Below are 12301 nucleotides of genomic sequence, written 5' to 3'. Positions count from 1 at the left end.
TTAGTAATAATATAGTTTCGTAAGGAGGTCAGAAAATGACTATAGGTGACCGAATTAAAAAGCGAAGAAAAGAACTACGATTATCAGTTGACCAACTGTCAGCCTCATTAGGGAAAAATAGAGCTACAGTTTACAGATATGAAGGTGACGAGATAGATAATATGCCCTTGTCTATACTTGAGCCACTGGCAAAAGCCCTAAAAACCACACCCGCCTACTTGATGGGGTGGGAAGATGAAGCTATCCCTGAAAGTATTGAGCTTACACAGCATGAGGAAGACATCCTTCGCAAGTACAACGCCCTAGACGACATCGGAAAGTACACCGTGGATACCACTCTGGAAGCGCAATATGAGCGTTGCACCAAGCCACATTTAACAGTTATCGCAGCACACAACGACGACTACTCCGAAGAGCAACAAAAGCTGATGCGAGAGGACTTGGATATGTTAGAGCAACTTCACAAAAAGAAACGCAATAAGTAGGAGCGTGTGCTGATGGGGTACGAGAGCCTATTAATCGTAGCGGAAAAGCTGAACTTGTATGTTTACGAGGCGCGATTTAAGTCAAACGCCAAAGCCCTCCTTAAAGGAAATATGGTGGGAGTTAATAAGGATTTAACTGAGGTGGAGAAGACCTGTGCGCTGGCAGAAGAAATTGCACATTACGTTACAGGAAGTGGCGACATCCTTGATCAGTTCCCCATTCGTAACCGCAAGCAGGAGCTATTGGCGAGGCAATATGCCTATCAATGTATGATACCTTTTGATCGTATTATCCAAGCACACAAATCGCGCATATCCGGCAGGTACGAGTTATCTGAGTATTTAGGCGTAACCGAAGAGTTCTTGCAAGTAGCTATAGATCGTTACACTAGCAAATACGGATTATATTTAAAGGTGGACGAGCAGTACACAATCACTTTCGATCCTCTTGGAGTTATTGAGACAATTTAGCATAATACATAACTTTTAACCTTCGTGCTTCCCGGCCGTAAGGCCGTTTAAATATAGCCCGGAATAGAACATATGTTTGGAGTGATGGAAATTGAAAGGTAGTATTGAGAAGCGCGGCGTGTTTACCTGGCGGCTGCGTGTCGATCTTGGCTATTACGCCGATGGCCGACGAAACCGACCTGGCGAAACGATTGAAATTGATGACCCATCGTTAATGAAGATGTCCGAAAAATGTAAAGGGTACAAGGATGCAGGGCGAAAGCTTAAGGATTATCTGGATGACCAACTCTCGGACTTTAAACGTCGTGTGCTCTCAGGGGAGTACATTAAGTCAAGTGATATGACATTTAAAGAGTTTACGGATAATCATTGGCGGCCCAAGTATGCCAGCGACCCAGACAACTTGTCTGAATACTCAGCGGTTATTTATGACCAACATTTGCGCAATCACATTTTTCCGAATTTCGGTCATCTAAAGCTTCAAGACATCACGACCATGCACATCACAGACTTCAAGGAGTACCTAAAGTCACCCGAAGCGCGTAAAGACGGGAGACCCGGGTCACTAGATGCCGATACGCAGATATACGCGCTTCGGGTACTAAAAAACGTTCTTGAGCGGGCAAAGGAATGGCAGGTGATAGACGCCAACCCATGTAAAGGTGTGAAGTGGCCGAAGTCAACAAAAGAAGCAGTGAAGGTTTATGACGGGAGTGAGATAGGAGACATTTTGATTGCGCTAGAGCAGCAACCAACGATTTGGCGGCTCTTAATCCTAGCTACCTTTTTGGGGGCGTTTAGGCGCGGAGAGGTTATCACGCTTGAGATTGACGATTGCGACTTTGGGGACAACCGGCTACAGATTGACGAAAACAGCCCTGCAAAAATTAAAGGTCGTCATTTGATCAAGGGGCCAAAAAATAAAAGCTCTGAGCGCTGGGTCGTGATGCCGGAATGGTATATGCAGGAGCTGCAGGACTATGTGAATAGGACTTGGAAAAAACAGATGTGGGAAGCGAAAGCTGCAGGTAAGTGGAAAGCTCCAGAAGACAGACAATTTCTCTTCCACAAGGGCGACGGGATCCCTTATCATCCAAACACACCATATAGCTGGTGGAGAGAGTTTCTTGCAAAGAACGGATTCAGGTATATAAAGCTTCACGGATTGCGGCACACCTCCGCTACTTATCTGCTGGAGCGAGGTATTCCGGCTAAGGCCGTTGCTGAACGATTAGGACACGCGAATGAAAAAATGCTCCAGACCACGTATAGCCACGTGACCAAGAGCATGGAAGACCAGGCAGCTACCGAATTTGATCGATTCGGAGAGCGTGCCCAAAAACATATATAGAAACCGTCCCCATTATGTCCCCAAGACGTATTTCGGGACGGTAGCTACCTCTTAAAAACCCCGCTATATCAAGGATATTCACCACTATTATAACCCATCATCGGCACCTATGTAAGGTGCGACGATGTGTCCATCTGTAATGATTAGCGGAGCCGGATTTCAATCCACGCACCTATGTAAGGTGCGACCATCCTGACTTTGCTCCATGCCTGTACCGATTGTCTCATTTCAATCCACGCACCTATGTAAGGTGCGACCGGTGATATGTGCCACCGTATCCCCAATATGCTCCTATTTCAATCCACGCACCTATGTAAGGTGCGACGGTAATTGGTTCGCTCATGCCGATCTTGATCAAATTATTTCAATCCACGCACCTGCGTAAGGTGCGACAATTTCTGCGTAATTGATTGCATTTGCCATAATTAATTTCAATCCACGCACCTGCGTAAGGTGCGACTCAATTTCCCGAGCCCAAGTATCCTCGGCCACCCATTTCAATCCACGCACCTGCGTAAGGTGCGACGGTAATTGGTTCGCTCATGCCGATCTTGATCAAATTATTTCAATCCACGCACCTGCGTAAGGTGCGACGCCCTGATCAAGCTGGCTGACGCGAACCGCACGAAATTTCAATCCACGCACCTGCGTAAGGTGCGACCGAAACACCTGCAAGTTGACCGTCTCGCCATTGGTGTATTTCAATCCACGCACCTGCGTAAGGTGCGACGGAACGTGGCAGACGACAACAAGCCTAATATCATATTTCAATCCACGCACCTGCGTAAGGTGCGACGACAAACTTTTTGTGAATAAAATCAACGACTTCTTATTTCAATCCACGCACCTGCGTAAGGTGCGACAACAACGCCGAGCGCCTTCAGCTCCCGGTCAACCCGATTTCAATCCACGCACCTGCGTAAGGTGCGACTCAAGAGGTAAAAACAAAGGAGGAATTTTAGGTATTTCAATCCACGCACCTGCGTAAGGTGCGACTCCGATTTTTAACATAATAAGGGTATTATCCAGCTTAATTAGCCTTTTTGAGCCCTTATACCATTAAAAACAGCTCAAATTATTCTATATTTTTACATATAAAGAAATGAAAGTAAATTATTTTGGTGCGAATCTCCCAGGAAAATCATGTTCGCTTGGGGTTCGCACCAAAATGATTTTCACAATACAGCTACCCTAATTATTGTTGTATTATTTAAAAATTGCAACCCAAATGCAATACCATTTTTCCACTCGTTCTTCCAGCAATGCTGCTTGGAATTTTGCCCCTGCGTATTTGCTCCTTATTTACTATTCACTTCTTCCATTATGCCAATCATCAGTTGAATACCATCCTTCACACCTTGGGTATAAAGTAATTCATGTTCAACAGCTCGTCTGAATAGATGCTTGTCCTCCCATTCCAAATAATCTGCCCCCTTCATTTTGTCCTCACCAGGAAACATTTCTCCAAAGGCGCTACGCTCTTCGGCCCGAAGCTTACGCCATTCTGACTGCCGTTCAATGTCCAGCATAATCAAGTCCAGCCTTTGACGAATGGCATTAAGGAACCATATAGGAACTGGCATTCTACCTCTCCTTTTTCAAACAACGTATTTCTTCAATCTTTAGAGGAAAGAATATAGAATCTTAAAACTACTATAAATATTACCTTTATAACTCATTAAAGTCAATTTAAAACTCCTACATAATAGTACTTGAAAACTATGATTCAGGAAGGATTTAACATGACCGATTATGATAAAATAGCTGTCGGTGAACGCATTCGTTCCCGTAGAAAAGCGTTAGGTCTTTCTCAAGAAGAATTCGCAGAGCGGATAGGACGTGTACCTAAGTTTTGCGCTGATATTGAGCGTGGAAAAGTGGGGATGTCGATTGAAACCATGCTTGCCGTCTGTTCCTTACTAAAATTGTCTCCTGATCAGCTTCTTCTAGGCCAGTTGGACAAGTCCCATAATAACGATGAATCCAAGCTAATCATTGATGCTCTTGATCAATGTACAGATACGCAACGTAAAGATGCATATGCGCTATTGCAGCTTTTTCTTAGAGCCATAAAATAAAACTTACCTACTACGAACACCCGGAGGCCAAGCTATGATTCCAAGAACGAAGGACTACGAGGAACAGGATGTGATGCCTACGGTTCAAGCCATTGTTAATGCGCTTGCTCAAGGAGATTTGGATCGCATCCCCACCCTTGTGGATGATATGGGCAGTTATAAGCCTGAATGGCTACAGCAAATGAGAGAGCATATTGTGGAGGAAACCGGGGGAATTGATGTCTACGGTGTGCCTTGCACCTTCCGTCCCAACTACGAGTATAAGCAGTTGCGATTCTACCCTTTTACTGACGGTTCGGGTATGGCTTGCGAATATGCTCTTACCGTAAGCGGAGATTTGAACGACTGGACATTGCTTCTGCGTTTCTATTACGAAGGGGATTCGATCAGAGTCGAATTTGAAGACTTGCACATTCTATGAAGTGTGATGCAGCAAAGCAAAAGGCGCCGCGAACCCGCAGCGCCCCTCCTCCTTTGCTAAAAGCATCAATCCGCCAGGCTGTACTTTCCAATATGCTCAAAATCCAACGTGACGACGGCTGAATCAAAGGTAATCTCATAGAGCACCAACGCATCCCCGCCCTGTTCTACCACTTCATGGTAGCCAGGGATTTTCTGGTTAAATAGCTCCGCTACCTCGGCCACCGTTCGTCGGCTTCTCTGCACCTTCCCTTTCGCCTTGACATGCTGGGTTCCCTCATGGGGAACGGTGGTAAAGGCCACGCTAGCGTTTACTTCCATTTCTTTAACCTTTTGATTTTGAACGAAGCTGGTGAACATAATCACCTTGGCATCCTTGTCATAATAAAAATTCACAATTCTCACATTGGGCTGATCCTGGACCGAAGTCGCCAAGGCAAGCTCAGTCTGGATGTCCATCATACGGATAAATTCTTGTTCTGTATTCATATATCCTACACTCCTTTTATTGTCGTTCTGAGTTGTAGTATATTATTAAATGGTGTCAATAAATGAAACCTTTTAATCAGAAAGAGGAATCCGCATGAGAAAGTCAGAACGTCTGAACGATATGATGATCTACCTCAATGATAAGAAGTCCTTCCAGCTCAAGCACATCATGGAGCGATACGCTATTTCAAAAAGCACCGCCCTTCGCGATATAGGGTCCTTAGAAGAAATTGGCATGCCTATTTATTCCAAGCCCGGACGCAACGGACACTATGGCATACTGCCCAACCGCCTATTGTCGCCCATTGTGTTCACTGTAGATGAGGTGCAAGCCTTATATTTTTCCATGCAGACGTTAAGTGCTTATCAATCCACACCCTTTCACTTGAGCGTCGCCACCTTGAAGCAGAAGTTCGAGGGATGTATTTCCGAGGAACGGAAGCAGAAGCTACGGAAGATGGAATTGATCTTTAGCTTGAGCAGCTATCAGAGCAGCAATGAGTGCAAATACCTGGACCAGATTCTCCACATGGCCGTTGAAGAAAAAGTGTGCGAGATACGTTATGCCAAAGGCGACAGTCTCAAACGTTACTACGCCCAGTTCTTTGATATTACCTCGGCCTATGGACAGTGGTATGCGACAGCTTACAATTTCCAAACGCAGAAGCCGCAAGTGTTCCGCTGTGATAAGATCCATGCCGTGGAGCCATCTGATCAATATGCGGCCAAGCCGCTGGCCGACTTTCTTGGGGATGCCAGAGAGATGTATCGCGAGCCGGATGCCACCTGGTTCGAGGTTGAAGTGTCTGGGAAAGGAGTGGACCTGTTCCATAAGGAGCATTATCCGTCCATGGCGCTGTACCATGAGCATGGCAAGCACATCATAAGAGGGTTCTACAACCAGGGAGAAGAGCGGTTTATCGCCAGCTATTTCCTGGCTTACGGGGAAGCGTTGTCCTCTATTCAGCCTGCCAGCTTGAAGCATCTGATGCTTGAGAGATTAGATACGTTAAGCAGCCATTTTCATACTCTATAAATAAGAATAAAGAGAGCTTCGATTTTCCAAAGGCATTAGACGAGGTTACCTTTCTGGAGCGTTATCCTCTACTTGTTCGGTCAGAAGTATACCGTCAGCGGTTTGACAGCAGGTGCGGTCAAGGGCTGAGCAGCAATCAAGAAGAGGGCCTCCAAACGTTACTTATCTTAGGATTTTTAAGACGATTACTATTAAACGATAAACAAATATGGGACTATCTAAAAAGCCCAGATTTTCCCGTTCACCATCAGGTTGTTCTCTCTTTCATTGAGTGACATACCACTTTCTCTGGGATTCATACATTCTTTTATATTCCCCTTCTCTATTCACAAGTTGATTATGCTTCCCATCCTGTACTATTTTTCCGTTTTTAAGCACAATAATTCTATCGGCAATTTTAGCGGATCCCAGTCTGTGAGTAACAATTATTGCTGTCTTGTCAGAGCATATTTCTGCAAAGTCTCTATAGAGTCGTGTTTCCTCAATAGGATCAATAGATGCAGTTGGCTCATCTAAAATCATCAGGTCGTTATCTCTACATAATCCACGAGCAATAGCTATACGCTGCCATTGACCACCAGAGACCTCTTGCCCATCAAAATCACGCCCCAGCATGGTATTTAATCCTTCTTGATAATCTTTTCCTTCTAGTGTCACGCCCGACTTATCGCAAATATCCAGTAGCATGGCATCATCTATGGATTTGCTCATTTGACTGATTGTTATATTCTCCTGCAAAGTCATATTGTATTTGCAATATCTTTGAAATACTGCAGAGGTAAAATCATAACGCAAATGCTCCACAGGTATGCCTCCATAAGTGACCTTGCCCTCATTTGCCTCGTACAATCCCATAATAAGTCTGCATAATGTTGTCTTTCCGCTTCCATTTTCGCCTACTATTGCTATAGTTTCCCCATGTTGTATGGTCAAACTGATATTGTCTAGAACCTTCTTATCCGTCATTGGATAATTGAAACTTACATTATGTAATTTAATATCAAATTCCGGAGGTCTTAATCCCTGTTGTCGAATTGGTTCTCCTTCACTTCTCTTGATGAAGTCCAGGAAATTTTGAACTGTTCCTATATTTTCAGATGCCCATCCGATTCTTTCTGAAATCAGCTCATTCATAAAACTGTATAGTCTATAAATAGAAGCTAATACAGCTGCGAAAGTCCCGATCGAGATTTTCCCATTCATGACAAATACGAAAAGCATATAAATGATTATACCGTAGCCAATCACGGTAACCGCATCTAAAATCAGGTTAAGGATATTCTTTTTTAGTTGAGCTTTAAAGACTAATCTATTTAACTTCGTGAGTGAAGAGATGTAAAGACCCTTAAAAAATTCCGATGCTCCCAATAGTCTAGTTTCTTTAAAATATTCCTTATCTGTCATGCATCTTTCATAAAACTCTGTTTCTCTTCTGACAGGGGCTGATTGCTCTTCAAGCTTTTTAAAGTGTACTGCCTGTACAAGCTTAGAAAGAATGCAAGGGATAAAGACGGCCAAGATACTAACGCCCAAGATAGGCTCCAAATCAAATAAATACCAACTCATAAATCCAAAATAGATTGTGTAGAAAAACAGCAGGTCTAAAAGGGTCAGACATACCCACACCACATTTTCGCTGCCCTTTATAGCTTTATTTACAAAGTCAAGATAGTTTGTATCTTCAAGTTCAATCGCTTTGACTTCACCCATCCTTTTGTGAATGAGTCTATTAGTTCTTTTGCCAACATGAATATTCAGGATACGTGCGTGACAATTATCTACACCGTTCATAAGCTGGCATAAGGCATAAGCCAGCCCCATGCTTACTAGATAGATGATCGTAGTGAAGAGATCTATTTCATTCGCAACATATCTTTGCGCGGCATCAAAGAACTTCTGCATCGATACGACTTGGAGAACCCATGACAAGCCATGAATAGCAGTGAAGAAGACATGTAACAAAAACATTGCAGGGTTGGCTTCATACATAACCCTTATTCCTTTAAGACTACTTGTCAAAAACATCCCTGATTTTCTTTTTCCCATATACTCTAGGCCATCCTTCAGATCATTATTGAGTCAGTGGACTCATACCATGACTTTTGGTTTTCAAACATTTTCCTATAATTGCCATTTTTCAACGTCATCAACTGCTCGTGAGACCCTTGTTCGACAATACCTCCATCATGGATAACCAAGACTTCATCCGCTATTCTGGCTGCTCCCAATCTATGAGTGATATAAATAGAAAAACGATCCTCGTTAACTTTTCTAAACAGCTCATATACCGTATTTTCTGCTATGGGATCCAGAGCGGCCGTGGGTTCATCCAAGATATTTATTTTTGAATTTGAATATAACAATCTAGATATGGCCAGTCTCTGCCATTGCCCCCCGGACAAATCCTTGCTGTTTTCTACGATTTTTCCAAGAGGGGTATCTATTCCAAATTCTAAATCTTCTATAACCTCCTCCAAACCCATGTCTGAGATAACCTTGTTTAAGTATTCCTCATTCGTGTTTAGAACATTTCCAAGAAGAATGTTTTGTTTGATGGTCAATGAGAATTTACTGTAGTCCTGATAAACAACAGACACTAGTCCTTTTATCTCCGAAAAGCTGTAGCTTCTTATATCTTTTCCATTTAGTAAAATCTCACCTTCAAATTGATCATACATCCCTGTTATTAACTTTGTTATTGTCGTTTTTCCCGCTCCATTCATCCCAACAAAGCAGTAATTTTTATTATGATTTAATTTAAATGAGCAGTCCTTTAATATATAAGTCTCTGTTCCCGGGTATTTGAAGCTTACATGCCTGAATTCCAAAGAGCAAAACTGAAAGGTTTCTACAGCAGTTGGTAATACACAAGCATCTTTCTTCTCGCTCAATTTGGTGAAAGATGATAAATCATTCAAGTACTCTTTCTGCCTTGCATAGTCATGCATAGTACTGGACAACTGCCATGACATACTTTGAACTAAGCCGTAAACAGCATTGACAAGGGCTATAAATATACCCAAAGAAATTTCTTGTCGATGGAGCGGGGGTAAAAGTAGACCTACAATAAAAATGACAAGTAACAATGTAACCAGAGAGCCGCTCTTCATGCTGAGGTAGCTTTTGATCTCTCTTTTAGTTTCAATTTTACTTGCCTGCTCATAAAGCTGATCAAATTTTTCGCTAATAGGTTCACTATAGGCAAATAAATTGCGCTCTTCTATGTATTCCCTATCCGTTAGAATACTCGCTATATAACTATACTTTCTCTGGATTTTTTTTGATTCTATCCCCATTTCATAATTCTTTTTTCCCGTCTTCATTGCAATATAAAAAAGCGGCACACTTATAACAATGATAATAATACCGCTTACAGGAGTAGAAGACATGACAATAATCAGAAGTGAGAAAGAGCTAATTAGTAAGGTTGCTCCCCTATATATATTTTTTAAACCGGCTGTGAAATTACCCACCGGATCTGAGCAAACTCTATTTATTAGCTCCTGCGTATCGTTATTCTCAAGGTGCATATATTCCAAGCGAGCCTGCTTCATTACAATTTCTTTTCTTAAAGTAAGGTTGAGTGTGTTCTGAGCCGAAGTATCCATTATTTGTGTAATAGAAGGAATAAGATTTGTAAATACGACGTAGCTCATTATCAAAACAATTGGCAAATAAATAGCCGAATATTCGACGCTGCCATTGAAAACCTCCAGTGCCGTATTAATAAAGTTGGCTATGACAATGGTTTGATAGGCAGGTATAAGAGAATTTAATATCGTTATTAAAATGGAGAAGAGCGTTTGCAGCGGCACTAATCTTAAATGCACAATTACAAAATCCCATGTCGTATAATCCTTTGCTCTAAGCATGTTCCCTCCCATGTTCACGCAAAATATCAAATTTTCGAAAGTTTGCTAACACGAAAATTCATGTAGTAAAGCTTACAAAAAAATATCTTTCAGGGTGAAGTCTAGCATGAGAGTTAGAAAAATAATAATAATAAACTCACAATTAATTTGAAGGATGAACCTTTCCAAATCTAAGATCATCTGAGCTTGCCTGTTGTTGTAGATTACACAAAAACCGCCCTTTCTTCAGAAAGGTTATGTGGTAACCCCGCTCTACAAGAAAGGACGATTTTTTGTTGTGTCTTTTTCAACTTATACAAAGGTTTTGTCCATCAGTCAGTTTCCAGCGAATTTTTGGACAGAACTATCTTTTCTTCTTTACATCGACAGCACTTCTCCGTGCAGCCTGCTGTAAATTCCGTTACGCTGAATCAATTGCTCGTGTGTGCCATCCTCGGCAATGCCTTTGTCCGCAACGACCAGAATGCGATCTGCATTTCGTACCGTTGTAAGCCGATGCGCAATTATAAACGTTGTGCGCCCTTTGGACAACTCCGACAACGCCAGTTGGATGGAGGCTTCTGTCTCGGTATCCAGTGCAGATGTCGCTTCATCCAGAATGAGGATCGGCGGATTCTTCAGGAAGATTCGCGCAATCGACAAGCGCTGCTTCTGACCGCCTGACAGCTTCACGCCGCGTTCCCCAATCATCGTATCCAGCCCTTCCGGCATGGATGCAATCATGTCAGCCAACTGCGCTCGTTCTGCGGCCTCCCAGATTTCCTCTTCACTCGCACCCAACCTGCCATACTCGATATTTTCACGAATCGATCCGTCAAACAGGAACACATCCTGCTGCACAATCCCGATCCGCCCCCGCAGGCTGCTCAGCGTCAGCTCGCGAATATCGATTCCATCAATCAGAATCTGCCCTTCCTCCACATCATAGAACCGTGGCAGCAGACTGCAGATGGTGGTCTTCCCTCCGCCAGACGGACCCACCAGAGCCACGGATTCTCCGGCCCGGATGCTCAGATTCAGCTTCTCGACGATCCGTTTGCCCGATTCGTAGCCGAAGCTGACATTCCGATAGCTGATTTCCCCAGCCAGTGTAGTCGCTTGATGAGCTTCCGCCTGCTCCTTGACATCTGATTCCGTATCGAGCAGTTCTTCAAATCTTCTAAAGCCTGCCAGTCCTTTCGGAATGGTCTCAATCATTGAATTAATGGTCCGTATTGGCCCAAGAAAGACGTTAGACAACAGAATGAATGCCATAAAATCACCATAGGTCATGCTGCCCTCAATTACAAACCAGGAGCCGCATACGATGACGAACAGAGATACAAATTTCAGCATAATGAAGCTAATCGATGAATGCCACGCCATCACCTTATAGGTCATCAATTTCGTCAACCGGAACTGCTCATTACTCTTTCTGAATTTCTCGATCTCATAAGGCTCATTGGCAAACGCCTGAACCACGCGCATACCGCTTACGTTATTCTCAACCCTTGCATTGTAGTCGGCGATGTCTTCAAACATCTTGCCAAACGCCCGATTCATCTTCCTGGAGAAGTACAGCGATATCCAGATCATGAATGGCACGATGACGAAGGTCAGTACCGCAAGCTGCCAGTTGATGCCAAGCATAATCCCCAAGGCTCCAAGCAGCGTCATAACAGCAATGAACAAATCCTCGGGCGCATGGTGGGCCACCTCTCCCATATCCATGACATCGTTAGTCATGCGGGACACCAGATGACCTGTCTTATTATTATCAAAGAACCGGAAGGACAGGCGCTGTACCCGTTCAAACAGCTTGCGCCGCATATCCGTCTCGATGTTGATCCCCAATTTATGTCCGTGGTACGTAATGACAAAATGGAACACCGAACTGAGCACATAGACACCAAGTAGAACTAACCCTGCCCAGAATATCCATGTCCAATCGCCCGCAGGCAGGAAATCATCAATAATCATGTTAATGGCCAGCGGGAAAGCCAACTCAAGCAAAGCAGCCATAATCGCGCTACCGAAATCAAGCATAAACAGCCACTTATAAGGCCTATAGTAGGAAAAAAAACGAACCAGCGTCTTGATGAGATCACTTCCTCTCTTGA

At 43.4% G+C, this 12301-nt stretch carries 11 protein-coding genes and 1 CRISPR repeat array; of the genes, 6 read left to right on the top strand and 5 right to left on the bottom strand.

Annotated elements, in window-relative coordinates:
- Positions 1-35: 35 nt before the first annotated feature.
- The 3 genes from BN3279_RS10965 to BN3279_RS10955 all read left to right on the top strand — a co-directional run bounded on the left by BN3279_RS10965 (position 36) and on the right by BN3279_RS10955 (position 2307).
- A complete protein-coding gene (locus tag BN3279_RS10965; RefSeq protein ID WP_059050784.1) occupies positions 36-485 on the top strand; it encodes a helix-turn-helix domain-containing protein in 450 nt (149 codons plus the stop codon).
- Positions 486-497: 12 nt separating this feature from the next.
- The gene (locus BN3279_RS10960; protein ID WP_059050782.1) at positions 498-956 is read left to right on the top strand and encodes an ImmA/IrrE family metallo-endopeptidase; all 459 of its coding nucleotides are present in this window, start codon (positions 498-500) and stop codon (positions 954-956) included.
- Between the two features lie 91 nt (positions 957-1047).
- Entirely contained in the window at positions 1048-2307 is a 1260-nt protein-coding gene (locus BN3279_RS10955) for a tyrosine-type recombinase/integrase (RefSeq protein ID WP_059050780.1), read from the top strand.
- A gap of 156 nt (positions 2308-2463) precedes the next feature.
- Positions 2464-3303: direct repeats of the CRISPR family, unit length 32 nt; unit sequence ATTTCAATCCACGCACCTGCGTAAGGTGCGAC.
- A 302-nt stretch (positions 3304-3605) separates the two neighbouring features.
- Here BN3279_RS10955 and BN3279_RS10950 read toward each other — a convergent pair.
- Positions 3606-3890 carry a hypothetical protein gene (locus BN3279_RS10950; RefSeq protein ID WP_059050778.1) on the bottom strand — a complete coding sequence of 95 codons (285 nt, stop codon included), beginning with the start codon at positions 3888-3890 and terminating at the stop codon, positions 3606-3608.
- Positions 3891-4049: 159 nt separating this feature from the next.
- On the opposite strand from BN3279_RS10950, the gene BN3279_RS10945 reads away from it, so the two are divergent.
- Positions 4050-4385: a helix-turn-helix domain-containing protein gene (locus BN3279_RS10945; RefSeq protein ID WP_059050777.1), complete on the top strand. Its 336-nt coding sequence runs from the start codon at positions 4050-4052 to the stop codon at positions 4383-4385.
- A 34-nt stretch (positions 4386-4419) separates the two neighbouring features.
- On the top strand, positions 4420-4806 hold the full coding sequence (locus BN3279_RS10940) for a DUF7668 domain-containing protein (protein WP_059050775.1): 387 nt from the start codon (positions 4420-4422) through the stop codon (positions 4804-4806).
- A 65-nt stretch (positions 4807-4871) separates the two neighbouring features.
- Here the strand turns inward: BN3279_RS10940 and BN3279_RS10935 are convergent, their stop codons facing one another.
- The gene (locus BN3279_RS10935; RefSeq protein WP_059050773.1) at positions 4872-5294 is read right to left on the bottom strand and encodes a pyridoxamine 5'-phosphate oxidase family protein; all 423 of its coding nucleotides are present in this window, start codon (positions 5292-5294) and stop codon (positions 4872-4874) included.
- A gap of 94 nt (positions 5295-5388) precedes the next feature.
- Here BN3279_RS10935 and BN3279_RS10930 point away from each other — a divergent pair, with 94 nt between their 5' ends.
- The gene (locus tag BN3279_RS10930; RefSeq protein WP_059050771.1) at positions 5389-6330 is read left to right on the top strand and encodes a helix-turn-helix transcriptional regulator; all 942 of its coding nucleotides are present in this window, start codon (positions 5389-5391) and stop codon (positions 6328-6330) included.
- A gap of 264 nt (positions 6331-6594) precedes the next feature.
- Here the strand turns inward: BN3279_RS10930 and BN3279_RS10925 are convergent, their stop codons facing one another.
- From BN3279_RS10925 to BN3279_RS10915, 3 genes are all read right to left on the bottom strand, one after another.
- Positions 6595-8376, bottom strand: a complete 1782-nt coding sequence (locus tag BN3279_RS10925) for an ABC transporter ATP-binding protein (RefSeq protein WP_059050769.1) — start codon at positions 8374-8376, stop codon at positions 6595-6597.
- A gap of 17 nt (positions 8377-8393) precedes the next feature.
- On the bottom strand, positions 8394-10202 hold the full coding sequence (locus BN3279_RS10920; RefSeq protein WP_059050767.1) for an ABC transporter ATP-binding protein: 1809 nt from the start codon (positions 10200-10202) through the stop codon (positions 8394-8396).
- Positions 10203-10559: 357 nt separating this feature from the next.
- Entirely contained in the window at positions 10560-12281 is a 1722-nt protein-coding gene (locus tag BN3279_RS10915; RefSeq protein ID WP_262362536.1) for an ABC transporter ATP-binding protein, read from the bottom strand.
- Between the last annotated feature and the right edge of the window lie 20 nt (positions 12282-12301).

The organism is Paenibacillus senegalimassiliensis, from assembly GCF_001486585.1.
Classification (GTDB): domain Bacteria; phylum Bacillota; class Bacilli; order Paenibacillales; family Paenibacillaceae; genus Fontibacillus; species Fontibacillus senegalimassiliensis.
This window is presented reverse-complemented; position numbering and strand designations above follow the sequence as displayed.